24 protein-coding genes are annotated in these 25587 nt (G+C 43.3%); 16 read left to right on the top strand and 8 right to left on the bottom strand.

The window, feature by feature from the left end; all coding sequences use genetic code 11:
* Window positions 1-18: 18 nt before the first annotated feature.
* On the bottom strand, window positions 19-693 hold the full coding sequence (locus IEZ33_RS16665) for a GntR family transcriptional regulator (RefSeq protein WP_191601135.1): 675 nt from the start codon (window positions 691-693) through the stop codon (window positions 19-21).
* Between the two features lie 191 nt (window positions 694-884).
* Complete coding sequence (locus IEZ33_RS16660) at window positions 885-1829, bottom strand: N-acetylmuramoyl-L-alanine amidase-like domain-containing protein (protein WP_240009562.1); 945 nt, start codon at window positions 1827-1829, stop codon at window positions 885-887.
* 176 nt (window positions 1830-2005) lie between these two features.
* Here IEZ33_RS16660 and IEZ33_RS16655 point away from each other — a divergent pair, with 176 nt between their 5' ends.
* Entirely contained in the window at window positions 2006-2455 is a 450-nt protein-coding gene (locus IEZ33_RS16655) for a GyrI-like domain-containing protein (protein WP_191601134.1), read from the top strand.
* A gap of 165 nt (window positions 2456-2620) precedes the next feature.
* On the top strand, window positions 2621-4357 hold the full coding sequence (gene dld, locus IEZ33_RS16650; RefSeq protein ID WP_191601133.1) for a D-lactate dehydrogenase: 1737 nt from the start codon (window positions 2621-2623) through the stop codon (window positions 4355-4357).
* Between the two features lie 354 nt (window positions 4358-4711).
* Here dld and IEZ33_RS16645 read toward each other — a convergent pair whose 3' ends face one another.
* Window positions 4712-5146, bottom strand: coding sequence for a MarR family winged helix-turn-helix transcriptional regulator (locus IEZ33_RS16645; protein ID WP_191601132.1), 435 nt, complete (start codon window positions 5144-5146; stop codon window positions 4712-4714).
* 209 nt (window positions 5147-5355) lie between these two features.
* Here IEZ33_RS16645 and hmgA point away from each other — a divergent pair, with 209 nt between their 5' ends.
* From hmgA to IEZ33_RS16620, 5 genes are all read left to right on the top strand, one after another.
* Window positions 5356-6684 carry a homogentisate 1,2-dioxygenase gene (gene hmgA / locus IEZ33_RS16640; protein ID WP_191601131.1) on the top strand — a complete coding sequence of 443 codons (1329 nt, stop codon included), beginning with the start codon at window positions 5356-5358 and terminating at the stop codon, window positions 6682-6684.
* A 152-nt stretch (window positions 6685-6836) separates the two neighbouring features.
* Window positions 6837-7913: a 4-hydroxyphenylpyruvate dioxygenase gene (gene hppD, locus IEZ33_RS16635; RefSeq protein WP_191601130.1), complete on the top strand. Its 1077-nt coding sequence runs from the start codon at window positions 6837-6839 to the stop codon at window positions 7911-7913.
* A 10-nt stretch (window positions 7914-7923) separates the two neighbouring features.
* Window positions 7924-8571: a maleylacetoacetate isomerase gene (gene maiA / locus IEZ33_RS16630; RefSeq protein ID WP_191601129.1), complete on the top strand. Its 648-nt coding sequence runs from the start codon at window positions 7924-7926 to the stop codon at window positions 8569-8571.
* Between the two features lie 52 nt (window positions 8572-8623).
* Window positions 8624-9913 carry a fumarylacetoacetase gene (gene fahA, locus IEZ33_RS16625; RefSeq protein ID WP_191601128.1) on the top strand — a complete coding sequence of 430 codons (1290 nt, stop codon included), beginning with the start codon at window positions 8624-8626 and terminating at the stop codon, window positions 9911-9913.
* A 387-nt stretch (window positions 9914-10300) separates the two neighbouring features.
* A complete protein-coding gene (locus tag IEZ33_RS16620) occupies window positions 10301-11839 on the top strand; it encodes a sensor domain-containing diguanylate cyclase (protein WP_191601127.1) in 1539 nt (512 codons plus the stop codon).
* Here the strand turns inward: IEZ33_RS16620 and IEZ33_RS16615 are convergent.
* Window positions 11836-12045, bottom strand: a complete 210-nt coding sequence (locus IEZ33_RS16615) for a hypothetical protein (protein WP_191603721.1) — start codon at window positions 12043-12045, stop codon at window positions 11836-11838. The genes IEZ33_RS16620 and IEZ33_RS16615 overlap by 4 nt on opposite strands.
* A gap of 190 nt (window positions 12046-12235) precedes the next feature.
* Here IEZ33_RS16615 and IEZ33_RS16610 point away from each other — a divergent pair, with 190 nt between their 5' ends.
* The 5 genes from IEZ33_RS16610 to IEZ33_RS16590 all read left to right on the top strand — a co-directional run bounded on the left by IEZ33_RS16610 (window position 12236) and on the right by IEZ33_RS16590 (window position 17210).
* Window positions 12236-13468 carry a cystathionine gamma-synthase family protein gene (locus IEZ33_RS16610; protein ID WP_191601126.1) on the top strand — a complete coding sequence of 411 codons (1233 nt, stop codon included), beginning with the start codon at window positions 12236-12238 and terminating at the stop codon, window positions 13466-13468.
* A 174-nt stretch (window positions 13469-13642) separates the two neighbouring features.
* Window positions 13643-14449: a transporter substrate-binding domain-containing protein gene (locus tag IEZ33_RS16605; RefSeq protein WP_191601125.1), complete on the top strand. Its 807-nt coding sequence runs from the start codon at window positions 13643-13645 to the stop codon at window positions 14447-14449.
* A gap of 135 nt (window positions 14450-14584) precedes the next feature.
* Window positions 14585-15529: an amino acid ABC transporter permease gene (locus IEZ33_RS16600; RefSeq protein ID WP_191601124.1), complete on the top strand. Its 945-nt coding sequence runs from the start codon at window positions 14585-14587 to the stop codon at window positions 15527-15529.
* Window positions 15522-16268, top strand: coding sequence for an ATP-binding cassette domain-containing protein (locus IEZ33_RS16595; protein WP_338040923.1), 747 nt, complete (start codon window positions 15522-15524; stop codon window positions 16266-16268). The genes IEZ33_RS16600 and IEZ33_RS16595 overlap by 8 nt, the downstream gene beginning before the upstream one ends.
* Before the next feature lie 51 nt (window positions 16269-16319).
* On the top strand, window positions 16320-17210 hold the full coding sequence (locus tag IEZ33_RS16590) for a LysR substrate-binding domain-containing protein (RefSeq protein WP_191601123.1): 891 nt from the start codon (window positions 16320-16322) through the stop codon (window positions 17208-17210).
* A 90-nt stretch (window positions 17211-17300) separates the two neighbouring features.
* On the opposite strand, the gene IEZ33_RS16585 is transcribed toward IEZ33_RS16590, so the two are convergent.
* Entirely contained in the window at window positions 17301-18263 is a 963-nt protein-coding gene (locus IEZ33_RS16585) for a diguanylate cyclase domain-containing protein (RefSeq protein WP_191601122.1), read from the bottom strand.
* 357 nt (window positions 18264-18620) lie between these two features.
* A complete protein-coding gene (yiaY, locus tag IEZ33_RS16580) occupies window positions 18621-19769 on the bottom strand; it encodes an L-threonine dehydrogenase (RefSeq protein WP_191601121.1) in 1149 nt (382 codons plus the stop codon).
* Window positions 19770-20049: 280 nt separating this feature from the next.
* Here yiaY and IEZ33_RS16575 point away from each other — a divergent pair, with 280 nt between their 5' ends.
* Window positions 20050-21498 (top strand): esterase-like activity of phytase family protein, encoded by a 1449-nt coding sequence (locus IEZ33_RS16575; protein WP_206696871.1) that lies wholly within the window; start codon window positions 20050-20052, stop codon window positions 21496-21498.
* A gap of 115 nt (window positions 21499-21613) precedes the next feature.
* Here the strand turns inward: IEZ33_RS16575 and IEZ33_RS16570 are convergent, their stop codons facing one another.
* Complete coding sequence (locus IEZ33_RS16570) at window positions 21614-22831, bottom strand: ribose-phosphate diphosphokinase (RefSeq protein WP_191601120.1); 1218 nt, start codon at window positions 22829-22831, stop codon at window positions 21614-21616.
* A 341-nt stretch (window positions 22832-23172) separates the two neighbouring features.
* Between IEZ33_RS16570 and IEZ33_RS16565 the strand changes: the two genes are divergently transcribed.
* Complete coding sequence (locus tag IEZ33_RS16565; RefSeq protein WP_191601119.1) at window positions 23173-23442, top strand: RebB family R body protein; 270 nt, start codon at window positions 23173-23175, stop codon at window positions 23440-23442.
* Window positions 23443-23502: 60 nt separating this feature from the next.
* Here the strand turns inward: IEZ33_RS16565 and IEZ33_RS16560 are convergent, their stop codons facing one another.
* On the bottom strand, window positions 23503-23850 hold the full coding sequence (locus IEZ33_RS16560; protein ID WP_191601118.1) for a type 2 periplasmic-binding domain-containing protein: 348 nt from the start codon (window positions 23848-23850) through the stop codon (window positions 23503-23505).
* Between the two features lie 25 nt (window positions 23851-23875).
* Here IEZ33_RS16560 and IEZ33_RS16555 point away from each other — a divergent pair, with 25 nt between their 5' ends.
* On the top strand, window positions 23876-24127 hold the full coding sequence (locus tag IEZ33_RS16555) for a DUF2848 family protein (RefSeq protein ID WP_206696870.1): 252 nt from the start codon (window positions 23876-23878) through the stop codon (window positions 24125-24127).
* 36 nt (window positions 24128-24163) lie between these two features.
* Window positions 24164-25459, top strand: a complete 1296-nt coding sequence (locus IEZ33_RS16550; RefSeq protein WP_191601117.1) for an amidase family protein — start codon at window positions 24164-24166, stop codon at window positions 25457-25459.
* The last annotated feature ends 128 nt before the right edge of the window (window positions 25460-25587 follow it).

Genomic DNA, 25587 nt, shown 5'->3' with positions numbered 1-25587 from the left:
TTTAAAAAGAAGGCCGTGTTAGTTATCTTTAATTACATGAGCAAGGTTGCCCTCAATGTCAAGACGCAAGCATGTCAGTGCGGCCTCTTGATCTCCGTTTAAAATAGCCTGAACCAAATGGCTTTGATTCTCCGCTATTGAGAGGAAGTTGAGCTGGTTTTCTCTCAGCGCTCTTAAAATAAAGCGACGAGATTGGTCATATAATTGTGCTTGTGTGGTGATGAGTCTAGGTGAATCAGAGGCCCCCATAAGGCTAATATGAAAGGCTCTATTGGCTTCATCCCATTCTAGAGCGGCGTCTATCGGCGACACAATCACTCTTTCTTGAGCTTTGGAAAGAACATGACTTGCGGCGATGACTTTGCCTTGCCATTTAACGTCGCCATTTTTTAATGACCATTCCAGACCTAACTTTTCGATCTCCCAACGGAACTGGATAATATCTTTTAAGTCTTCTTCCGTCGCTGAGGACACCCTAAAGCCGCGCTGGGCGTTAGCCTCAACCAGTCCTTGACTGCTTAGAAGCGTCAGTGCTTCGCGTAAAGAATGACTGGAACCACCATAACGAATCCTAAGTTCTTCAATTTTTAACCGTGTATCAGGTGAAAGCTCTCCAAACGAAATGTCTCTTCGAATGGCGCTGGCGATTAAACCCACTACCGTTGCGTTATCGAAATTATTAGAGAAAATCATTAATACCTAATAAAACTAAAAATATGTCATATTATTAAGAAGCATCAAGATAAAAGAGTCAAGACCGCTATTTTGGCTTTATAGATGAGACCGTTTGATTAACTTCTACCGACTGCAATAAGGATCTTTTCAGATGATAGGGAGTCTTTCAATCAAGAGTGTAGAATGGGACCGTAGGTGTGAATTTAGAATTAGTTTAAAGCCTGAACATTGAAGCCTTTCAAAGATGACGTTTCGTCATACTCGGAGAAGTACTCCAGAAAATGAACGTCTATGACTCTTTTATGAGTCTGGCTCGCATGGCGAAGAAAGAGAGTGTCACCATGACGAATCGCAATGGACTGATGGGAAATATTCATGTTTGTGCCGATCCATTTTTTGATGTCCCAATTGGGTCGAACCATATTGATCACGCTGCCAGATGGGATTCTATCTAATAATGCGAGGTTTGCTGTTTTATTATTGAGATAGAGTGCCGTGAGAGGAACATAAGGCGTAGCAACGGTTTCGGGGCGAAACGTTTTGCCTTCCGCTTGCAATTGTTGCAGCAAGGCGTTGCATGTTATTGATGTCTCGTCTGGACACGACAATCGATCCACCGTCATTTTTTCATACCAAGCCGGTTTATCAATCACAGTGTTTGCTATTTTCACGAACTTACCAGCGATCTGGTCGGTAATATCCATTAAGTGACTTTTGTTATTGGGGATCCAGTCGAGACTTGGAAAATGGTTTCGAGTAACAAAAGAGACGTCTCCCGCTTTATAGCGAAGTTTGATTAAGTTTTGCATAAATTCATCGGGTGACGTTGATATAGCCCCAGCAAGTACGGCTTCAACATACGTTGTACAATCAAACACATCAAAGCGTACAAGAGGGTCTTTATCGTACTTTCCTTGGTCGCCCTCACCTAAGCTACCATCGACATAAGGTGAGCCGAGTAAGGTTGCGCTTAAATATTCAATTTTTAAATGGCGTGGAAGCGCGACTAATTTGGACGCTTTATCATTCGCTGCGATGGTCGCAAAAAAAGCCGCTTTATTCGCCTCATGTAACGTGTCATTCGCGATCAAATTTGTGGACATAAAAGGCATGCTTAATAACAGAGCTATCAAGTACTTCATTTTTGTCGGCATAGTGCTTCACTCTTTGGCGTTTAAATGGGGAGTCTAGTTTAGTTGAATAACGTACTTTTCTGTATTAAATCGGTTCGTATTTTTAATGTGTCATAAAATGGCATTATTATCGATACAGTGAGTGGGTGCCAGTTAACCGATCCTTATTAACCGATATACCTATTTTGGAGAATACAGTGAAACAGATTGCCTTAGTGGAAAAGCGCTTAACCGGTTTAAGCATTCGTACGAATAACGCAAAGGAAATGCAGGCCGAGACAGCAAAGATTGGCGAGTTACATCAGACCTTTTCACAAAAAGCCGCCGTGAAATATGAACAAGGTGCGTGTTTATATGGTGTTTATCATCAATATGAATCGGACCATTCGGGTGACTTTACCGTACTTGTGGGTGCTGAGACTGACATGGTGGAATCCGATTCTGCCCTTGAACACGTTTTCATTCCAGCTGGTGACTACTTGGTTTTTTCCGCAGAAGGTGACATGCCTCAGGCTGTGATTGAGGTATGGGGGCAGATTTGGCATTACTTTGCCGATGCAACTTGCCCTCATGCCAGAGCGTTTAGTGTGGATTTTGAATGTTATACCAGTGAGAGCAGTGTGGATGTTTACATCGCTGTGGAGTAAAAATCGAGACAAGTCTGGTTGATTCATTGGTCGCCAGACATTTTCGCATGACAAACAGACAAATACTGAGAAGGAGAGTCGTAAAAACTCTCTTTTTTGGGTTTTTTACCTTCAACTAAGTCGAGTATAATTGTTTTTTCTCTCCACAGAGCGCGAAGTATTTTTATGACAACGTCCCGTTTCAACCTAGATTTGGCCGATGAATTAAAAACCATAGTCGGAAATCAATATACCTTAACAGATGAAGACAAAACGCAACCTTACAGTCAGGGGTTTCGCCTTGGTGGTGGTAAGGCGTATGCGGTTGTCCGTCCAGGCCGCTTGGTTGAAATTTGGCAAGTACTTCAAGCTTGTGTAAAAGCCGATGTCATTGTCATTATGCAAGCCGCCAATACTGGCCTGACGGGAGGGTCCACGCCAAATGGGGCCGATTATGATCGTCCAATTGTTATTATTAGTACCATGCGCATCGATGACATTCAGCTGCTTGATCAAGGCAAGCAAATTATTGGTTTCGCTGGCAGCACCTTGTTTGGACTTGAAGATACGCTAAAACCTTATGGGCGCGAACCGCACTCAGTTATTGGGTCTTCTTGCATTGGCGCGTCAATCGTAGGCGGTGTCTGCAACAACTCTGGTGGTGCTTTGGTTCAGCGGGGCCCTGCATACACCGAAATGTCTTTGTTTGCTCAAGTTACCCACGATGGTGAACTGCAACTAGTGAACAATTTAGGCATTGAATTGGGTACGGACCCAGAAGAAATTCTCTCCAATCTGCAAAACAAAACCTATCAAGAAAAAGACGTTCACTCTCCAGACAAGCGTGGTTCAGACAATGAATACCATGAACGCATACGAGATGTGGATGCCGATACGCCGTCACGTTTTAATAACGATCCACGCCGTTTATACGAAGCTTCTGGTTGTGCGGGTAAACTGGCGGTATTTGCTGTGCGAATCGATACCTTTCCTATCCCTGATAAATATCAAGTTTTCTACATTGGAACCAATGATCCAGCCGTGATGGAGCAGATGCGCCGGGATATGTTGTCAACCTTTACGCATTTACCAGTATCGGGTGAATACATGCACAGTAGCAGTTACGACATCAGCAAAAAATACGGCAAAGACAGCTACTTAGTGATCGACAAACTGGGGACCAAATACATTCCTAAAATGTTTGCCCTGAAACGCACTGTGGACAGATGGGCTGGTAAATTCAAGTTCATGCCAAGTAAGTTTTCCGACATCATGATGCAATACGCAAGTCAGCTTTTCCCGAATCATCTACCAAAACGCATGGAAGATTTTCGTGAAAAATACGAACATCATTGGATTGTCGAAACCAGCAATGAGGGAGTGGCTGAAGCACAAGCCTATTTAGAGAACTTCTTTAAAGACAACGAAGGTGATTTTTTTGCTTGTACCAAACGAGAAGCCGATCAAGCCATTTTGCATCGTTTTGTGACTGGCGGGGCATTGACGCGCTATCACGTTATGAACAAAAAAGACTTGGGTTCTATCATGACGATTGACGTGGCGTTTCCGCGTAATGAACGTGATTGGTTTGAAGAGCTGCCAAAAGACATTGAAGACAAAGTCGCTGTCAAAATGTATTACGGACATTTCTTCTGTCATGTTATGCATCAAAACTACATTATGAAAAAAGGCGCTGATGCCAAAGCGGTGAAGCAACAGATTCTATCCAGCTACGATGCCCGGGGCGCAGAATACCCCGCCGAGCATAACGTCGGCCATGAGTATCTTGCTAAACCGGCCTTGCGCGAGTTTTATCAAAAAACCGACCCAACCAACAGCTTCAACTCAGGTATCGGCGGCACCAGTAAATTGAAAAATTGGCAAGAACTGAGTGATGGGCATGATGGCTGTGGTTGCAAATGAGCCTGCCCAGGACCTAACGCTAGAACAGCAGATAAGTAAAGATCAAAAGCCGGGACGTTTATAAACGTCTCGGCTTTAACTCGAAAAATCTACTACAGGGCACTGAAACTTTCTTGAGTCACCAAAATATCTTCGTCTTTTCTCTTTTAGGGTAGGTCTCGCCTTCAGCCCGACAAGACGTTAATATTACTGACTATTGTTGCGTCCTGTAGGTCGGTCTTCAGGCCGACAATACGTTGATATTGCTGATTATTGTTGCGCTAATGCACAACCTACTTTTTGTTTGATTTATCCCGGCAACGTATTGATAATATTGGATTTTTCGGATTATATTCAGGATCAAGGTCAAAATTGTTAGGTGATTTTTTTGGCGGTTTCTTCTACTTTGCAAAGCAGTTCTAGCAGTTTTTTCTGGTCCGATTTACTTAAGTCTTTTAGCAGTAATTCTTCTGTTGAGGTGGCGAGGACGACCACTTCCTTATAGTGCTCTCGACCGATGCTGGTCAGGGAAAATTCGACTAAGCGACGATCTTGTTCATTGGCTATTTTCTGCACCCAGCCTTTATTGTGAAGACTGGCCCCCGCGCGGGAAGCGGCGACTCGGTCTAAACCGATGGCTTTTTCCAAATCTCTTACTGAGAGCTTGTCATATTTACCTAAGTGAGCCAGCACACGCCATTCGGGGACGGTTAAACCATATTGATTTCTATATTTACGAGCCAAGGCTTCGGACGTTTGCTGAGCGGCCTGATTAAGGCGATAGGGAACGAAATTATTAAGATCAAACATTTTTTGCCCTTAAACGCATAAAATAATTACAACACTGATTGATGAAAGTAGAGTGCTAAGCCATAGTTTAAAGCTTTACTCACCAGCAACCTATAAAAAAAATCAACCATTACAGGGGGGATTATTTATTTCATTTCAAATGAAATGACTTGACTCATTTCATTTGAAATGATTTTATGCCTTTTCAACTTATTATTTTGGTTTTAATCATGTCTTATCTCAGCGGATTTAGAAATTATCATTCGACCGAGACGTTAGCCGGTGTTTTGCCTACTGGACAAAACAGTCCTCAGCGCTGCGCATTTGGTCTATATGCAGAACAGATAAGTGGTTCAGCGTTCACCGCCCCCCAAGGACATAACCTGCGTAGCTGGATGTACCGTATTCGACCTAGCGTTGCGCATCGAGAAGAGGGCAAATTGGTGACGTTCGATAATTGGGTGTCTCAATCCGACGATCACCATACGCAAATCGCCTTTGACCCGCTTAGATGGAATCCATTAGCGGCTACAAAGGGACATTGGGTTGAATCGGTTCGCACCTTGACGGTCGCTGGTTCTGCGGGGGCCCAAATTGGTATGTCGGCGAGTATTGCCACGCTTCATGAGCCTAATGACCAACCACAACAGCCAGTGCTACAAAACCATGATGCCGAAATGTTAGTGATGCCTATAAGCGCTTCTATCACATTGCGGACGGAATATGGGGTATTGGAGATTGGGGTTGGCTCTCTAGGCGTAATTCCACGTTCGGCATTTGTTGAATTCAGTACAGAAAACACGACCCAAATTTATTTATTAGAAAATTATGGATCACCGTTTGAACTGCCAAGCCGTGGTGCCATTGGCGCTAATGGGCTAGCGAATGAGCGTGATTTCGAATACCCAACGGCAAGTTATCTAGAGCAACAAACCGCTACTTGGGTGATTGAAAAGAGAGAAGGGCGTTTTCGTGAATTCACGCTTCAGCATTCGCCATTCGATGTTTTAGGTTGGCATGGTAATCACGCGCCTTATCGATATGATTTGAGGCGCTTTAATACTCTTGGCTCAATTAGCTATGATCATCCTGACCCATCGATTTTTACAGTACTGACCTCTCCCAGCCAAACCGCAGGCGTGGCGAACATTGATGTTGTGGTGTTTGGTGATCGTTGGTTGGTAGCTGAAAATACCTTTCGACCACCTTGGTATCATCGTAATGTGATGGCTGAGTTTATGGGGTTGATTTACGGCGCATACGATGCCAAGCCAAATGGCTTTTTACCTGGCGGTGCCAGTCTTCATAATGCCGGTTCGCCACACGGTCCTGACTATGAGGCATTTTCAAACGCTTCCGTGTCTGAGTTGTCCCCTCATAAATTATCTGGAACGCTGGCGTTTATGTTTGAAACCAGCGCACCTCAGCGAATCACTCACTTTGCGGAGAACGCTGATGAACGTCAAAAAGAGTATGTCGATTGTTGGAAAGGCATTCAGCCTGCCAATTTTGATAGGTCAGAGACCAAACAGTCAAACAACAAAAGTGGGCAAGCATAATGGGTAATCACTCTTGTGCTCGTTTACAATTATCCATTGCTCTCCACTGGTCCCGAAGTGTTCGGGGGATCGCAATTCCACCGCCTTCAGCTAGATAAAAAATGCCAAAAATACATTATGACTAAATTAAATATATAAATAGGAATACAGACATGGCTGATTTATTTGAAAACCCAGTTGGATTAAATGGTTTTGAGTTTGTTGAATTTGCAGGGCCAAACCCGGAACAAATAGCGCAAGTTTTTCAGATTATGGGGTTTGAATTAGTTGCGAAACACCGTTCGAAAGACGTTGAACTGTATCGCCAAGGCGGTATCAACTTTATCTTAAATAAAGAACAAGGTAGCGAAGCCTATTATTTTGGTCAGGAACACGGTAATGCGGCGGCAGGCATGGGATTTCGTGTAAAAAATGCTCAAAAAGCGTATCAGTATGTTCTTTCTAAAGGCGCTAAGCCAATGGATATTCCCACTGGGCCTATGGAGCTTAGACTGCCAGCCATCAAAGGCATTGGTGGCGCACCGATTTATTTGATTGACCGTTACGATGATGATTTATCTATCTATGATATTGATTTCGAGTTTTTGCCTGATGTTGATAAAAAGCCTGTTGGACATGGCTTTTATGAGATTGATCATCTGACTCACAATGTTTACCGAGGTCGTATGGCTTATTGGGGCAACTTCTATGAAACCCTGTTTAATTTTCGTGAAATTCGTTTTTTCGATATTAAGGGAGAATATACGGGTTTAACGTCACGTGCGATGACGGCGCCTGATGGGAAAATTCGTATTCCGTTAAACGAAGAAGCGGCTGGTGGCTCGGGTCAAATCGAAGAGTTCCTGATGTCATTCAATGGCGAAGGCATTCAGCATATCGCATTGCGCACAGACGACTTAATGGCCAGCGTTGATTCTTTGCGTGCCAGCGGTATCGAGCTGATGACGGCGCCGCCTGAGACCTATTATGACATGTTGGAAGAGCGGCTTCCTGGGCATGGAGAGCCGGTAGATGCGCTAAAAACGCGCGGTATTTTGCTAGATGGAACCACCGACGGCTCTCCACGATTATTACTGCAAATATTCTCCACTAATCAATTGGGCCCTGTATTCTTCGAATTTATTCAACGCAAAGGCGATGACGGTTTTGGGGAAGGTAACTTTAAGGCCTTGTTTGAATCCATAGAGCGCGATCAAGTGGCTCGTGGCGTCATCGAAACCAATGCGTAAGGACAGCGTTATGGAGAGTGTGGGGACACTTTATTCCTATTGGCGTTCTTCTGCCTCTTATCGAGTCAGAATTGCGCTTGCTCTAAAGGGCTTGCCGTATGACACCTCTTACGTTCACTTGGTTAAGGGTGGCGGTGAGCAACATTCCGCTGTCTATAAGTCATTAAATACCCAAGGTTTAGTACCAAGTTGGCAATGTGAAGAAGGCGTATTAACCCAATCTTTGGCCATCATCGAGTACATTAATGAGTGTTACCCTGATGCGCCTTTGCTACCTACAGAACCTTTTGCTCGAGCTAAAGCTCGTGCCATGGCGCAAGTAATGGCTTGTGAAACGCATCCGATTAACAATCTGCGTGTTCTACAATACCTGCGTACAAGCGTGGGCTTAGATGATCAAGCGGTTAACTCTTGGTATCAACATTGGGTACGTGAAGGCTTAGACGCATTGGCGTTAATGGTTGAAGACGATGGATTTTGTTATGGTAATACGCCATCGATTGCGGATATCTGTCTGATTCCTCAGATGTATAACGCTCGTCGTTTTCATCTCGATGTAACCGACTACCCAAAACTGTGTCGTATCGAGGCTAACTGTCTTGCGCTAGACGCATTTAAGCAAGCCGTGCCAGAAGCTCAAGCGGATGCTCAACAGTAAGTGAATTAAACTATGATGAATACTAAACAAAGCTGCTTTAAGGAGATGTTCTGTGAATACTAATCACGTTAACAGTTGGTTGCCGAGTGCGAATATTGCAGGCTGTGAATTTCCCTTAGTGAATTTGCCCTATGCTGTCTTTTCCTGCGCAGATCAACCGCAGCATATTGGGGTTGGCATAGGCGACAAAATTGCCAACCTTAATGCTCTGGAAGAAGCCGGATTGTTTGATCAATTCGATCCAAGCTTACGTGACGCCGTCAAGCACAGTACTCTTAATCCATTAATGGGATTAGGGTATGCACACTGGAATGCATTGCGTCTTCGTTTGACGGAATTGCTGAGCAACCGTGATTTCCAAGATAAGGTGGAGCCTTGCTTGGTTGATCAGTCTGAGGTTGTTTTTAATCTGCCTTGCGAAATAGGAGATTACACCGATTTCTATACGTCAGTGCACCATGCCACTCGAGTCGGGTCTTTGTTTCGCCCCGATAATCCATTATTGCCAAACTACAAGTGGGTGCCGATTGGCTACCATGGTCGGGCGTCTTCCATTCGAGTCTCGGGCGAAGCATTTAAGCGTCCAGCCGGTCAATTAAAAGCACCTAACGCCGAGCGACCAGTATTGGAACTCTGTAAACGCCTTGATTATGAGTTGGAGTTGGGCATTTTTATTGGCCAAGGCAACCCGTTAGGAACGTCTATCTCAATGGCTGACGCCGAACAGCATGTTTTCGGTGTGTCGATGTTTAACGACTGGTCTGCTCGTGATATTCAGGCATGGGAATACCAACCTTTGGGGCCATTTTTGTCGAAAAATTTCTTTTCCAGTCTCAGCCCCTGGGTGGTTCCAATGGCGGCGCTAGAACCTTACCGTTGTGATTGGAAACGAGACTCTGAAGACCCTCAACCGCTTGATTACCTAGACTCTAAAATGAATAGAGCCAAAGGCGCGATCGATATTAAGTTAGAGGTTTGGATAGAAACGGCCAAAATGCGTGCGGACAATCAGCCTGCAGAACGCCTGTCAAAAAGTAACTTTAAAGACTCGTATTGGACCATTGCACAAATGGTGGCTCATCATACCGTGAATGGTTGTGACCTTAAACCGGGGGACTTGTTTGGTAGTGGTACTCAGTCAGGCCCACATCTTGATGAATCGGGATCTCTTCTTGAACTTACGACGGGTGGAAAAAATCCTATTACCTTAAGCAATGGTGAACAACGTACGTTTGTTGAAGACGGTGACCGGATTATTCTGAAAGGTTACTGTGGTGATGATCAATTGAGAATTGGGTTAGGGCAGGTGGAAAACCTTGTGCTTTCGGGTAACACGCCTTGATAGCGAATCTTTCTTAGGGTATTTGTTGGATAGTGTCTCTAAAAAATAGCTCTGGTTTCCCAGAACGAGAGCTATTTTTTTATTTTATGCTATGACGAGTAATACTAAGCTGATCTGGATCGATAATCGCTAGCAGAGGTGGCGGTATTAATACAGAGCATCCATTACTTGATCGAGTTATCTTTCTCTATTAAACGTCCATTCCATTGTGTTTTCGTAAAATGTAGGACTCAATTGTTTTATATTTCTGCTAAAATGCCTTGTTGTATCAAAATTAAATATTTCCCGATAACAATTTTTAAGTTAGCTGAGGGGAAACACGTTTGATTCAATGTGCTTACATTGAGATAGGAATAGGCATTGAGATAGGAATAGGGCGCTAGTATTATGTTATCACTTCGGTTTCTGATTGTTTCTCTTTGCCTTTCTGGTGTCTTGTTTACCATTTGGAATGGGTCTTATTCAACCTACCAAGTTCAAAAGAATCTCCTGATCGACGCGTCTCTTGAAGCTAACCGAGTTTATGCGAAGAAACTGGCTCATATGACAGAGATTTTTTTAGAAAATGCGAAATCTCAACTGATTATTAGTGCTGACATAATCGCTCCTTTTATAGAATCTAACGAGCCTGACTCTACTGAGCTGCAAAGAGAGTTAGATCAAATCAGAATCATGAGCCAAGGGTTTAATTCGGTTTCTATTCTAGATAAAAATGGCGTGGTTCTTTCTATTTCCCCCAAAAAAATAGGGCTACAAGGTCGTCGTTTAGGTGCCCCTATTCTGCAACAACTTGAAGGCAATAAGGTTCAATTTATTGGCCCCATTATCGGCCCAACAGGCACCGCTTTAGTGGCTTTATCTCACCCGATATTGAACAAAGCTGGAGAGCATCTTGGGAATGTATTAGGCACTATTTATTTGCACGAAAATCGGCTACTGGCTCGCTTATTGTCAGAACACAGCTATATGGATGGTTCATATGTTTACGTTGTATCACCAAAAAAAGATTTGATTTATCACCCTGTCGCCGAACGAATAGGAGAAAAAGTAACGAATAATACCGTTATTAATCGAGTTATAGAGGGGGAGAGTGGTGCATTGGAAGTCATCAACTCTAAAGGTGTGGCCATGGTCAGTGGCTATTCATATATTAAAGAGGCCGGGTGGGGGGTTGTTGCTCAAAGCCCACGAGCTAGTGTTTTGAAAGAGTTAGATAGGCAACTATGGTTGGTGATCAAGCAAGCCATTCCAGGGCAAATCGTTATTCTGGTACTGATTCTCCTATTGTCATATTTTATTGCTCAACCGCTTCGTCAATTAGCCCGAAGTACGACAAGCCGTGATCGGGGTATTCAAATTAAGGCCTGGTTTTATGAGGCGTATTTGTTGAAAAAAGCGGTTCGTCAGGAAATTGATTTTTTGAATGATAAAGTATCTCGATTTGATGAAGATAGAAAAAAAGACGCCCTGACTGGGTTGATGAATCGGCGCGGGATGGATGAGTTAGTAACGGGCTTAATAGATCAAATAACGCCTTTTAGTGTAATTTTCTTTGATATTGATTTTTTTAAAAAAATAAACGATGCATTCGGTCATGGAGTGGGCGATGAAGTATTGCAAGCACTGACTCGAATAGTAGAGAAGCAAGTAAAGAATGAAGGTGTGTTAATTCGTTCTGGGGGAGAGGAATTTATCGTGATTTTACCCAATAAAAAACCGCTTTTTGCAATGGATCTAGCCGAAAAAATAAGAATGAGTGTCGAGCAAGAAGTGATTCCTCAAATTGGTAATTGCATTACTATTTCCGTTGGTGTCTCTAATTGGGAGCATACTATGACTCAAAGTGAAGTGTTTCAGCGTGCTGATCTTGCTATGTATGAGTCTAAACACTCAGGACGTAACCGTGTGACAGGTCGTTTTCATTAATAATAGAACCTCTGAAATAATAGAACCTCTGAAATAATAGAACCTCTGAATCGGCTCAAAACACCGGCAATGAATGTGGCAATCGCCAATCCTATTGTTAGGGCTGGCGAGGTTTGCCATACCAAGCTGATCGCTCGACGACTGTAGCGAAAAACACCTAGCCTGTTTTTATCGACCGTATTGTTAGCCAAAGAGGTGGGCTTCATTGAGTCTCCTAAGGCAAAAAGAAAAATCCTATCTCCCTAGTATAAATCATTATTCCGTTCTCTTAGCCATTAAAATAATCGTACCTTACTCCTTGATATTATGATTTCTTTCTATTTCAGCCTTTGGCTATAGTGGAACTTAATCTGTGTTTGTATTGGTTATTAAGCCATTTAATAATGAGTAAAAAGAATGAATAAAAATCTGGGTGTAATGCCATTGAATCATGTTGGAGAAGGAACGAAAGCGGTCTGGAGTGGAGAGCAAACGGCCCACCCTTACAGAGCGACTCAGACCCCAATCGTCGCCAGTGCCGCTTATGGTTACCAAGATATCGATGAATGGTACGATGTGGCGTTAGGTGCGGCTCCAGGTTTTATTTATAGTCGGATGAGCAACCCAACGGTTGAAACCCTTGAATCCAAAATCTGTGGTTTGGAAAATACCGAGTCTGCCGTGGCATTTAGTACAGGCATGGCCGCCATCAGTAGTGTGTTGTACACTTTTTTATCTAATGGTTGTCGAGTGGTGTCTACTAAAGACAGTTACGGTGGTACGAATAAAGTCTTTGAAGAGTTCTTACCTCGCATGGGCGTCCGTGTCACCTTGTGCGAAACGCACAGTCACGAACAGATAGAAGATGAAATCGCTAAAGGCTGTGATGTCCTTTATTTAGAAACGCCCACTAACCCAAGCTTAAAAATTGTTGATATTAAGCGCCTAGTCTCAGCGGCGAAAAAAGTAGGTGCTCTGGTCATTGCCGACAACACTTTTGCTACACCGTTAAATCAAAGCCCATTGGCCTTGGGTGTGGATATTGTGGTTCATAGTGCGACGAAATTTTTAAGTGGTCATGCCGATGCCATGGGAGGTTTGGTGTGTGGTGCAGAAAACTTGATGGAAAAAGTACGCCATTATCGAGAAATTAATGGCGCATCGCTTGATCCTTTCTCAGCCTATTTAATTATTCGCGGTATGAAAACGTTGGCCTTAAGGATTCGTCAGCAGCAAATAAGTGCCAAGGCGATAGCGGAGTATTTATTAACTGAGCCTATGGTTGAAGCGGTGAATTATCCTGGCTTACCAGACCATCCAAATCATCACATTGCTTGTGAGCAAATGCATGGATTTGGTTCTATGTTGAGCTTTGTGCTTATCGGTGGCATGGACACAGTGAAAACCTTATTACCGCAATTACGATACGCTCATTGCGCTGGAAACTTGGGCGCGGTAGAAACTATATATGGACCAGCAAGAACCACAAGTCATGTAGAAAATACCCTTGAAGAGCGTTTGGCTTTGGGGATTTCTGAAGGATTGGTGCGAATTTCAGTGGGAATTGAAGATACAGAAGATTTAATTTCTGATCTGAAGCAAGCGTTTGAATTTGTTAATAAGTGCTGTCATAAAGCGGTGGGCGTATAATGCTAAAGTATTGAGTAAATGTGTCCTTTTAGTCAGCTAAAAAGAGAGCCTCTATTGTCTTTCTCTAAGGACTGTTTTCATTAACTCATGTATTATTCGGTGCCAGAAAATGACATTTTGATAAGAAGCGTGAAGAACGTGGATTTGTTTTTACTCAAAACTGGGGACATAAAAATGAAAAAAGTCTTACTCGGCCTAGCGGCTTTGTTAGGTACGGCAACCGTATCAGCATCGGATAATAACTTGTGGGAAAAATCGACTTTAAATGAGATTTTAAATCGTGGCGAACTGCAAGTGTGTTTAGAAGCCGGTTATATGCCGTTTGATATGCGCGACAAGAAAGGCAACCTTGTTGGTTTTGATGTCGATATTGCGAAAACAATGGCGAAAGCGATGGGGGTCAAAGTTGACCTTCGTAATACCGCTTGGGATGGTATTATTCCGGCTTTGTTAACGGCTAAATGCGATATCATTATTTCTGGTATGACCATCACACCAGAACGCAATTTAAAAGTGAACTTTACGGACCCCTACATTGTGGTTGGACAAACGATCCTATTGAACCCTAAGTTAGAAGGAACAGTGAAAAACTACCGTGACCTAAACGATGGTAAATACACTATTACGACTAAGCTAGGAGCAACGTCTGATTACGCGACTAAGAAATACATGAGTAAAGCAAAATTAAATTTGTTTGAAACTGAGTCTGAGGCGGTTCTTGAAGTGGTGAACGGCAATGCGGACGCCTTCATCTATGACTTACCTTATAATGCCATTTATTCTTCTCAAAATGCAGACAAAATAGTGCATTTGGATGAGTCCTTTACATACGAACCATTGGGATTTGCGATTCGTAAAGGGGACCCTGATTTTATGAACTTCTTGAATAATTATCTTGCTCAAATTAAGGGCGATGGCACTTACGATAAGCTTTATAACAAATGGTTTGTAAGTGACTCTTGGATTAAAAACGTACAGTAATCGTCTGTTATTGAATGACTAGACAAAGCCGCACAGGGACGTGCGGCATTAGATAAAACATCCTATTCTAGTTAAGCCTGTTAAGGTTTTCCTCTGAATACATTAGAAAAGCACATTACGGGGAACCTATCATAGATGGAAAAACAATCTCATTTGCTTGCTTGGAAAGCGGTCTTTGTTCTCATAATCATAGGGCTTGGTTTTGGGGTTTATGCCGCTAGTAAAAGCATTGATTACACATGGCGTTGGGAACGCATTCCCCAGTACATTATTAATACCGAAGCGGACACGATACGTGCTCCTTTTGATGGCACGGCTTCCATTGATAAAAAGACGCTAACGGTCATTTCTGACTACGGCGACGATCCCTTTGTGTTAAAGAAATTTGATCAATTAATGATTAATGATGGGGACTTAGTGTTTGAAGGCGATGTGCTCGCAGAAATCGAAAATTGGAATATTGGGCCATTAACATGGGGCCTGATAATGACACTGAAATTGTCTGTGGTGTCTTTGGTGTTTGCTGTCGTTATTGGCTTGTTTACGGGTCTGGCGCGTATTTCAAGTAATCCAGTATTACGTTATTTGTCTATCACTTACATTGAGTTGATTCGAGGAACACCTTTATTAGTTCAAATCTTTATCTTTTACTTTTTTATAGGAACGGTATTTGAGCTTGACCGTTTTACCGCCGGTGTGGCTGCGTTGGCCGTATTTACGGGCGCCTATATTGCTGAAATTGTTCGCGCTGGTATCCAATCAATTGGACCGGGTCAAATGGAAGCGGCTCGTAGTCTGGGGATGAATTATGTGCAAGCTATGGTCAATGTTATTCTGCCCCAAGCGTTTAAGCGCACTTTGCCTCCAATGGCTGGACAGTTTATTAACTTAATAAAAGATTCGTCTTTGGTGTCGGTTATTTCTATTACAGACTTAACAAAAGCTGGCCGTGAAGTTGTCAGCTCTACCTTTGCTCCGTTTGAAGTTTGGTTTGCTGTTGCACTTATGTATTTGGTATTAACTGGGGCCTTATCTTGGGCTATTCAGCGTCTTGAAAAGAGGTTATCCGCTAGTGACTAATGCGACCGATTTGAGCATCATTAAAGCTCGTAATATTGAGAAAATTTACCCAAATGGGTGTCATGCGTTAAAGGACGTTTCCTTAGACATCAATCGCGGCGAAGTGGTTGTCATTATTGGGCCAAGTGGCTCGGGAAAATCAACTTTTCTACGTACCTTGAATCAATTGGAAACCATTTCTGGAGGCACTATTCTGATTGACGAAGTCAGCCTCACGGATCGAAAAACCAACATAAATAAAGTCCGCGAAGAAGTGGGCATGGTGTTTCAATCCTTTAATCTGTTTCCTCATAAAACGGCGTTGGGAAATGTCGCCCTGTCACCGATTAAAGTGTTAAAAAAATCCCGTGCTGTGGCTGAAGAGGAGGGTCGTACTCTACTTAAAAAAGTAGGCTTAGCCGAGCGCATGAATAATTACCCTTCTCATTTGTCAGGTGGTCAGCAGCAACGAGTGGCGATCGCGAGAGCCTTAGCTATGATGCCTAAAATCATGTTGTTTGATGAACCAACCAGTGCGCTTGATCCTGAGATGGTGGGGGAAGTGCTGGACGTCATGAAAAGTCTGGCAAATGATGGAATGACCATGGTGGTGGTCACCCACGAAATGGGGTTCGCTCGCGAAGTAGCGGATCGAGTCGTCTTTATGGAAGACGGCGAATTGGTTTTTGAAGAAACGCCGGAGCAATTCTTTGAGTCCGATAACCCTCGATTACAACGATTTTTGGGTCAAGTGCTTTAGCACTGGTAAGCCTTGGCTACCCTGAGTTAAGGCTTACCTTTGGTTCTCATGATGAATAATAAATCCCTCCCTCCTCTTAATTGGCTGCATACCTTTGCGGTATCGGCACGCTGTCTGAATTTTACTCATGCTGCTGAGGAGTTGTGTCTTACTCAAGGCGCGGTTAGTCAACAAATACGTTTATTAGAGAGTCATTTAGGTGTTTCTCTTTTTAAACGCTTACCCCGTGGATTGAGTTTAACGGAAGAAGGCCGATCGTATTTCCCAGTGGTAAAAGATGCGATCTCGCGCTTAGCGGTGGGCACCAATGAAATTTTTAGTGAACATAACAAACAAACCATTAAAGTGCGTGGTAGTTTGTCGTTTTTTTCCCATTGGCTGGCGCCAAAATTAGCGGATTTCACGGCGATTTATCCTCATTTAGATCTGCGCTATGTAAGCAATATTTGGATGCAAGAGGTTGATGGCGAAGACGATATGGAAATTCGTTGGGGTCATGGTGGGTGGCCTGGCTTGATTGCCCAGCGTTTAACTTGGGATGCGTTGGTTCCTGTATGTTCACCCGAGCTATTGGAATTTACGCCACTCTCAACTCCGGCGGATTTGGTAAATCATTCTTTGTTGCATGTTTTAGGTTATGAAGAGGGATGGGGGTATTGGTTGAACATCATGGGAGTGGCGTCGATTGATTCTTCTAAAGGCATGCAATTTGATACTTTGGTATCGACGTTGAGAATGGCTGAATTAGCTCAAGGCGTTGCTCTCGCTCGTTCTTCTATGGTGGAAGGCTTGTTAGCCGAAGGCAAGCTTATTGCGCCACTTGGACGTAATATAGAAGCCAGTGAATCTTTTTATATAGTACGTAAATCCGGCACTGAGTTGCATAGTGCGGCGGCCTTATTTTTTGATTGGTTGGTAGAACAAGCCCATCGAAGCAAATAGCGTCTTGCAGACAGAAGCCTTGGATAACGGGTGTGATACGCTTTTCATTTTTTTGGAGAGTCGCTGACCCCCTCAATCGCTTTCCATGGGTTAGCTGAGCGTATTTGAAAAGACGGAATCGTGTTGTCTCGATAACGCCGCTGTCGCTTTATTTAGCAGTGTTTCTGGTAAATCAGAACCCTGCTCAGCCATCACCATAGTCATCGAAGCCCCAACGGCTATGCTGTCATCCATGCCTTCAATGCGGTAACGAAATTGGTTAATCAGCGCTTCTAGTTCCAATGCCAGTCGTTGTGCGTGTGGTCGATCGACATTCTTTAATACGATGGCAAACCTATCTTCTGCTAGATGGCATAAGACATCGTGTCTGCGTAGTGTGAGCGTGATGAGTTCGCTGATGGTCATCAAAAAACGCTCCGCTTCTCGCCCCCCATGCCGATAGCTTATGTATGAAAAAGGCACGACATCTAACAGAATTAAAGCGTGACGTTTCCAATTGATGGGACCTTTTTCATAGGCCTCCTTGAGCTGAGTGCTTAAATGTGTTGTGTTGGATAAATTGGTAATCGAATCGAGCGGAAAGGGGTTTTTATAAATGGCTTGTCGCCTGGTTAAGTTCAGATCTATTTGATGTTGTTCTTTACGCCACAGCCAAAGGGCCATGGTTAAGGCCAATAAACCCATGGGGAAAGATTCAACCCAGTTGTCCCAGACCGCCGTTGAAGGTAAGTACAGCCACTTATCAAGAAAGCCCTGAAAGGCAGAGGCAAAAATACCGATAAACCCCATCGCAAACCAGTTGGTCACTAGGCCAGAGGAGCGTATTGAAAGTACCAACAACAACCAAATGACAATACAAATTGAAGTGGCACCTTCGCCTATAATATCTACCCATACCCAATGGTCTTGTGGCTTTCGCTCTCCTTGTGCAAGGTTGAGAGTGAGTAAGCTAATAAAAAGGCAAAGCAATATCGCAAGCCAGAACTTATGTTGTCGTATTTTTCTTATTCCATCCGTCGCGGCGTAATGCCAACGATATAGCCAATCCCTCATGGGGCTTCTCCTAACGAACCAGTCATGAATTTACCTGGGTATTATGTGACGTATTTATTGCAGTATTAGGTCACAATGTCCGAAAGCGGACATTAAATGCATTACCTAGTCACAAAATGTGTAAGTGAATTACTTGATTGACTCTAGCCAAGGGAATAATTTCTACATGCTATTTGACCTGATGATTGGTGAAGAAGAGAAAGGTATAGATGGAAGCCGTAACACGAATGCTCTTTATGCTGAGGTCGTTAACCCACCCATTGTTTGCTTTATTAAGCATGAAAAGCCAAGTGTAAACCCAAACTTAGCTTTTCATGCTTCCAGGTGTTTTACAACGTTTTGTGGTCAGCGGGATGACTACATCGCCGCTTTAAAAATCCCCATTACATCTTCGTGAGTAGGTTGTATTGGGTTAGTAAAGCCACAGGCATCTTTCATGGCATTGCTTGCTAATGTTGAGAAGTCATCTTCTTTTGCGCCTAATTCACTTAAACCAGATGGAATATTTACGTCCTGAGATAATTGTACAATTGCCACTATCGCCGCATTAGCACCAGCTTGATCATTTAATCCAGTGACATCAGCGCCAAGGGCTTTACCTATGTCTTTTAAGCGAGGGGCGGCCACTTGTGAATTATAGCGTTGAACATGTGGTAACAGTACGGCGTTGCAGACGCCATGGGGAAAATCATAAAAGCCACCTAACTGGTGGGCCATTGCGTGCACGTAACCCAAAGACGCATTGTTAAATGCCATGCCCGCTAAAAACTGAGCATAGGCCATTTTTTCACGGGCTTCCATGTTGGCACCATCCCGAACGGCTTCTCGCAGGTTATCACGAATAAGTTCAATGGCTTTGATCGCACAGGCATCGGTTATCGGATCGGCGGCAATCGAAACATAGGCTTCGATTGCGTGAGTCAGTGCATCCATACCGGTTGCCGCGGTAAGAGACGCTGGCATGCCTGTCATGAGCATTGGGTCATTAACGGATAAAATGGGTGTGACATTTTGATCGACAATGGCCATTTTAATGTGGCGCTCTTGATCCGTGATAATACAGAATCGTGTCATTTCAGACGCGGTTCCAGCGGTTGTGTTGATGCAGATTAACGGCCGTTGCGGTTTGTTAGAAACATCTACTCCTTCATAGTCACTGATGTGTCCGCCATTGGTTGCAACAAGAGCAATGCCTTTCGCGCAGTCATGGACTGACCCACCGCCTAATGAGATGACACAGTCGCATTGATGCGTATGCAATACCTCTAAGCCTGCGTTCACGTTGTCAATGGTCGGATTGGGTTGAACACCATCATAAATAAGACTGTTTACCCCTTGTTCTTTTAGTAACGAGTCGACTTTGGCAACCATGCCCAGTGAGGTCATTCCTGGGTCGGATACGATCAGAGCTTGTTTAAAACCGAGGTTTTTGATTTGCTTAATGGCATCGTTCAGCGCGCCTTCACCCATTATGTTGACGGCTGGAATATAGAAAGTGCTACTCATGGTATTCATCCTATTTGGTGTCTGTTTAAGCGAATCAGTGTGGCATGGTATTGAAAAGTGGGGGTTGATATAACGCAAGGAAATGAAGAAAAATTGAACCATCACATCAAATAATTCTCGATTTCTTTTTTATAAAACAGACACGTATCCTGCATTGTCAGATGGCATGGCCAACGTGTCATTTCTCTGTCACTAAGCTGTCACCCAATTGTCACTTAGGCTCTTTAAGGTAATGACATGCGTATCTGCTATTTCATTAAAAACACGTAAGAGCGAGATAATGATGAATAAAGTTTTGATTGTGAGTTTGATTTCAGCGGGTGTTTTATCCGGTTGCGTAAGCAATTCAGCTAAAATGGATCAGGCAACAGTAACCAGTGTTGGCAAAGATAATACACAATTTACGGCGTCATTTTCGAAGCAGGGCCGTGTTTTACCTTATCGTGTTTTACGTAATGACCTGATTGATGCAAAGACCAATAAGCCCTTCGAAATTCGTAATGGAGGTTATGGGTCGGCCATGACAGCCAATCCAAATAAAGCCAATCAATTTTATGCTTTGACGGATCGCGGCCCTAATGCCAATTACACTGGGGATTACGGTAAAGGTAAGAGTTTTCCAGTTGCCGCTTACACACCACGAATTGGCTTGTTTGAAGTTGCGAGTAATGGCGATGTTTCTATGGTGAAAAGTATCTTACTTAAAACCCCAGAAGGTGGCTTGATTTCTGGTTTACCCAACACGTCAGCACTGGGTGGTACTGGTGAAACGCCTTACCACGCAAACGGAGAGCCCGTTTTGATGGATGCGAGTAAACCGTATAACAAAGAGACTAACCCAATCAAGTTAGATGATTACGGCTTAGATGGGGAGGGGCTGGTTGCGTTAAAAGACGGCAGTTTTTGGATCAGTGATGAATATGGTCCACACATGGTGCATTTTGATAAAAAGGGTGTTGAGATCGGTCGGATTAATGCGTTTCAACAGGATGAGCGTAATGTCTATCATTTGCCAGCCGTATTTCAGCACCGTCGCGCTAACCGTGGTATGGAGGGCTTAGCCATTACGCCGGATGAAAGTACCCTAGTGGGTATTATGCAATCCACCATGAAAAACCCCGATAAAGCGGCACAAAAAGGCGATTTAACCCGTATTGTGACAGTGAACTTAAGAAACGGACACACTGAGCAATATTTATATCGTCAGGAAAAAGCGCAAAACTCCAACTCTGAATTAGCGACATTGAATGAACATGAGTTTCTGGTTATTGAGCGTGATGGTGGTTTCTTGTTTGGTGGACCTCTGGGCAAGGTTAAAGCGAATCCAAATGTGCAAAAGCAGGTATATCGTTTTGATTTGAGTACAGGCACACCCCTTTCGACTGTGGCTTTGTCGGCGTCTATCAAGCGTGATGCGAGCCACGGTTTGATGATTGATGGCTTGACGTTAGAGCAATACGCTCAGAATAATGGCTGGGATGCATTGGCTAAGAAAGGCATCAAACCGGTGAGTAAAGTGCTGGTGGCCGACATGGTCAAAGAAGTGGCTTACCCTCATGACAAAATGGAAGGGCTTTGGGTGATTGATGAGCATCATTTAGGTGTGTTAAATGATGACGATTTTGCCACTTGGTCCACTAAAGGTCGGTTAGAGCAAAAAATGTTAGATAAAAACACCGTTGATGCGAATCGTCTTTACATTATAAAAGCGGATTTGATGGGAAAATAATGTCTCGCGACTGGTTCTTGTCGTTGAATAATAAAAGGAACGCCTCGGCGTTCCTTTTATTATCGTGCTTTTGCTTATATTCGACCTAATTTTGTATTGGATCGTGGGGAAAAGCCTATTTACCTTCTTTTAGTTCGTGTAGTTCTTCACTGAACCAGATTTTGCGTTTAAAGCGAGGGTTCTTAGAAGACATATCAATCTTGTAGGGGTTTTCTTCTTCTGACTGCGGTAAACCAAGAATTTCACACAATTCTTGAGCAAGCCACTTCTCTACCTTTAACACCACCATTTTTTTACGCAGACGGCCTTGCTCATCACGGTTTAAAATAGTTGGTAGAGTGTTGAGTGTTAAAATTTCTCCAATCGCAGGATGCGCCATACGCTCACGACCTTCATCACTTGCATAAAAGTGAGATACGGCAAATACCATGCGTTCTGGGTTAATTTGCTGCAGGAACTGGCAGGATTTGACGACAGTAGAGCCGGTACGAACCATGTCGTCAAACAACACAATACTGGCACCGTCTAGACCGTCGAATGTGTGTTCGCTTTCTTTGTGTAGCGTGATCTCGACTTTACGCTCAGCGGTACGATCCTTGTCTAGCATGATGAATTTTGCTTTGCTTAGCCCCAGTGTTTTGAACATTTGTTTAACAAAATCACGTGCGCCTTTGTCTGGTGCGCACAACACCAAGCCTTCACCATCGTCACCGTAGTTTAAAATATTTGAGTTCAGTAAATAATGTGCGTAAATCTCATAAGGGATTAGGTTATGGAAGTCGCCTTCAAATACTTCAGTAAACATTTTTTGTACGGAGTCAGAATGATTGTGGATGGTCATCACTGTGTCCACACCCGATAACTTGAGCATTTGAGCGTAAAGCTTAGCGGTGAAAGGCTGACCATCAAATTTCTTAACGTCATTAATATCACGCTCAAAACTGGTCTCACCTAGACTTTTATGGGGACCACGGTCTTGGGCACTGTAGAATAAATCAGGTTCTACCAGAATAACGCGCGCCGCACCGTTTTCTTTTGCAGCGCGGGCAATGATCAGGTTGGTCATGGCCAGTTCTTGGCGGCTTTTTACATGACTACCAGTACTGACGATAATGACAGATTTGCCTTTTAATTTACGGCCAATATTATCGAAATCGGTTTCGTCGGAGATAAAACGAGGGCAAAATTCAGAGTTCATGAATTGCTTCATGCTGATTAAATCAGCGATGTCCTCGTGTTGACCCATTGCGTAAGCAACATCAATTGCAAATGGATTATCGGAAGAGTTGCTAACAACTACGACATTAGTTGACTGGCCGGTCGACAGAGTCATGAAAGATCCTTAGTTAAGGGATTGGGAATTTGCGCTGATTTTAATACTTGTGAGCAAATTTCGATAGAGTCGATTTAGAATAAATGGCATTTTCATGGCGAACTGGTTTGGTTAAGCTTTAATTATCCTAAAATATTTTGTTAAGTTGATTTTTTATCTAACGAAAAGACTTGAATTCAAAGAGAGCGAAAAAGCCGTTACGTTATAGAATGACCTTATAATTGTCATTTTTAGAAAAATAAACTAGAGTAAATCTATGGATTCAGCATGGCGTTAAAAGATGTTTTATTCAAGTGAAATGATTGGAACGCATTATTTATATACGATAAAGGAGGCCCTGTATGGCTTTTCCAACAGCTGTAAATGCTCAAATTACCGATTCAGTTTCCCAAGTAAATACAAAAGTACTTGGAGATGCTCCTGCCACTGCGACAGGTAACTTTATGATTGCCACCAGCCAGGCGTTATCTAATGCGGCTCATAATGCAACGACAGGACAGCAAAATAACGCTATTACAGCGCAGGCTGCTCTTACTCAAGGTGTGAATACGCTATACAGTGTGGATACTGCGTCTGAGGCCGTTGGCACGGCAAAAATCTACTCTAAATAAGAGTCTATTTAAACGCCATTGATTGCAAAATCACTCTTCTTTGAGTGATTTTTTACGTGCTTACTCCCTTTTATCCACTTCTATCTTTATTTTTGCGTATTGAACTGCAATCTCCTCTGCTAGTATGGCGGCTTTATGCGTGATTTCTGAGCGTGGGTCATTTAAATAAGAGGCAGTAAAAAGCATATCTTTTGGTGTCCATCCAGGATCAAACTTTTTAATACGTTTGTCATTAATAAATCGTTGTGCAAGTTGGGTTGGGAGCGCGCCAATGCCAATGCCTGAGGCAATCATTTCAAAGCTGGTCGAAAGAGACGTTGAGGGAAAAATTTGTCCTACAGAACCGTATCGATGCATTAGTTCTGATATCAAATCATGATAAGGCCGCGAAAGGCGTGAAAAAGACATAATCGGTGACTTAGATGGATGAGGCGTGATTTCATTTACGCTACAAAACCAGTCCAATTTAAATGTTGGTAATGCAATGTTCTCAACATTTCCTTCGGCTAATGGCCCCATTAAAAAGGCTAGCTTGAAAGACAACAACGCCATGTTGTGTGGTACATTTGCAGCCATTGGTGGTGTGCGCAAAACACCTAAGTTTCGAATGTCTCTGCATGATCCGGTTTTACAACGTACTATTGAGTCTGAGTATCATACTGTTGAGCTGCCAGCGGTAAAATAAATAGGACTAAACGTCTTCTTTTACGAGAATCTAATCATGACAGAAACGATAAAATTTCCTTGGAATCAGCGTGATTTAACTGACCAATTAATAAAATCAGAGCACTTGATACAGAGCCAAGGAGAGAGGGTTTTTACTGAATTATTTAATTCTGAGGAATCGATAGCGGTAAACGATAACCGGGAGGGGTCGCTAAAGAATGCGATCGTTTCTATTAAAGATTTAGTTGACGTGAAGGGGTATAAAACCAGAGCTGGGTCCATTTTTTTAGAAGCAACTGAACCCGCATCGGAAGATGCTGAAGCGGTTAAGGCATTACGCAAGGCTGGGGCGTATTTTATTGGTCATACTAACATGACTGAACTGGCGTACTCTGGGTTAGGTTTGAACCCACATTATGGGACGCCAATGTCGCCTCTTTATCAGAATGAAGCGCGTATTGCTGGAGGGTCAACCAGTGGCGGGGCGGTTTCTGTTGCGTTGGGCATAGCGGATGTGGCTTTAGGGACGGATACTGGTGGTTCATTACGTATTCCGGCCGCATTTTGTGGCGTCACAGGTTTTAAACCAACCCAAAGTAGCGTTTCCCGGCAAGGTGTACGGCCTTTATCCGACTGTTTAGACAGTGTAGGACCCATTGCTCATACGGTAGCAGAATGCGAATTAGCTTGGGGCGTTTTAGCTAATAATGAGGCAGAGACCCCCGTTGCTGAAGTGGCACATTTTGTTATTCCAACTAATTTTGGTTTGGATCAATTGGATGAGGAAGTAAAACAGGCCTTTATGGCCATTGTTGATGTGCTAAAAAAGACGCCAGGTGTGTGCGTTGAAGAAAAAGCGCTGCCATTTTTGGACGAGTATAAAACCCTTCCAGTGTGGCAATTTTCGGCGTTTGAGGCGATGGAATACTATTCTAAACATTACCAAGTCGATCTGAACGCACTCGACCCAAGAGTTGCTTCACGTTTAAAGAGAGCGTCGACAATTGACCAATCTCAATTTTTAGAAACCTGTAAACAAAGAGAGAGTTTAATACAGCGTTACCAAGAGGAAGCCAATAATTGTGTGTTTTTGCTGCCAACCGTCGCTGTGCTTCCGCCTAAATTGGATGATCTTGTGAACAATGAAGACTATGATCGTATTAATTTATTGTGTTTGCGCAATACGACATTAGCCAATGTACTGGATGGTTGTAGTGTATCGCTACCTTATCAACACAAAGGGAACTCTATTGGTGTTATGCTGACGGCCGCTAACGGTGAGGACAAGCATGTATTGTCATTAGCGAAATGGGTCGAGCGCATTATTCTAGATTCTAGTTCTAGGAATTAACGGGGAGTTGTTTGCTAGCACATTACCTTATTTGGTGTGCTAGCGAGTGTATTACAGAACGTAACGGTCGTTGTTTTTTTACGGTTCTTGAGCCACGCTGTCTACTGCGCGTGGTGTCATATCAAATT

The sequence above is a fragment of the Marinomonas algicola genome (assembly GCF_014805825.1).
Lineage (GTDB): Bacteria > Pseudomonadota > Gammaproteobacteria > Pseudomonadales > Marinomonadaceae > Marinomonas > Marinomonas algicola.
This window is presented reverse-complemented; position numbering and strand designations above follow the sequence as displayed.

Excerpts from the sequence above, each read along its gene's own strand:
- IEZ33_RS16665 (WP_191601135.1), bottom strand. The coding sequence starts at position 693 with ATGATTTTCTCTAATAATTTCGATAACGCAACGGTAGTGGGTTTAATC.
- IEZ33_RS16660 (WP_240009562.1), bottom strand. The coding sequence starts at position 1,829 with ATGCCGACAAAAATGAAGTACTTGATAGCTCTGTTATTAAGCATGCCT.
- dld (WP_191601133.1), top strand. The coding sequence starts at position 2,621 with ATGACAACGTCCCGTTTCAACCTAGATTTGGCCGATGAATTAAAAACC.
- IEZ33_RS16645 (WP_191601132.1), bottom strand. The coding sequence starts at position 5,146 with ATGTTTGATCTTAATAATTTCGTTCCCTATCGCCTTAATCAGGCCGCT.
- hmgA (WP_191601131.1), top strand. The coding sequence starts at position 5,356 with ATGTCTTATCTCAGCGGATTTAGAAATTATCATTCGACCGAGACGTTA.
- hppD (WP_191601130.1), top strand. The coding sequence starts at position 6,837 with ATGGCTGATTTATTTGAAAACCCAGTTGGATTAAATGGTTTTGAGTTT.
- maiA (WP_191601129.1), top strand. The coding sequence starts at position 7,924 with ATGGAGAGTGTGGGGACACTTTATTCCTATTGGCGTTCTTCTGCCTCT.
- IEZ33_RS16620 (WP_191601127.1), top strand. The coding sequence starts at position 10,301 with ATGTTATCACTTCGGTTTCTGATTGTTTCTCTTTGCCTTTCTGGTGTC.
- IEZ33_RS16615 (WP_191603721.1), bottom strand. The coding sequence starts at position 12,045 with ATGAAGCCCACCTCTTTGGCTAACAATACGGTCGATAAAAACAGGCTA.
- IEZ33_RS16610 (WP_191601126.1), top strand. The coding sequence starts at position 12,236 with ATGAATAAAAATCTGGGTGTAATGCCATTGAATCATGTTGGAGAAGGA.
- IEZ33_RS16605 (WP_191601125.1), top strand. The coding sequence starts at position 13,643 with ATGAAAAAAGTCTTACTCGGCCTAGCGGCTTTGTTAGGTACGGCAACC.
- IEZ33_RS16600 (WP_191601124.1), top strand. The coding sequence starts at position 14,585 with ATGGAAAAACAATCTCATTTGCTTGCTTGGAAAGCGGTCTTTGTTCTC.
- IEZ33_RS16590 (WP_191601123.1), top strand. The coding sequence starts at position 16,320 with ATGAATAATAAATCCCTCCCTCCTCTTAATTGGCTGCATACCTTTGCG.
- IEZ33_RS16585 (WP_191601122.1), bottom strand. The coding sequence starts at position 18,263 with ATGAGGGATTGGCTATATCGTTGGCATTACGCCGCGACGGATGGAATA.
- yiaY (WP_191601121.1), bottom strand. The coding sequence starts at position 19,769 with ATGAGTAGCACTTTCTATATTCCAGCCGTCAACATAATGGGTGAAGGC.
- IEZ33_RS16575 (WP_206696871.1), top strand. The coding sequence starts at position 20,050 with ATGATGAATAAAGTTTTGATTGTGAGTTTGATTTCAGCGGGTGTTTTA.
- IEZ33_RS16570 (WP_191601120.1), bottom strand. The coding sequence starts at position 22,831 with ATGACTCTGTCGACCGGCCAGTCAACTAATGTCGTAGTTGTTAGCAAC.
- IEZ33_RS16565 (WP_191601119.1), top strand. The coding sequence starts at position 23,173 with ATGGCTTTTCCAACAGCTGTAAATGCTCAAATTACCGATTCAGTTTCC.
- IEZ33_RS16560 (WP_191601118.1), bottom strand. The coding sequence starts at position 23,850 with ATGTCTTTTTCACGCCTTTCGCGGCCTTATCATGATTTGATATCAGAA.
- IEZ33_RS16550 (WP_191601117.1), top strand. The coding sequence starts at position 24,164 with ATGACAGAAACGATAAAATTTCCTTGGAATCAGCGTGATTTAACTGAC.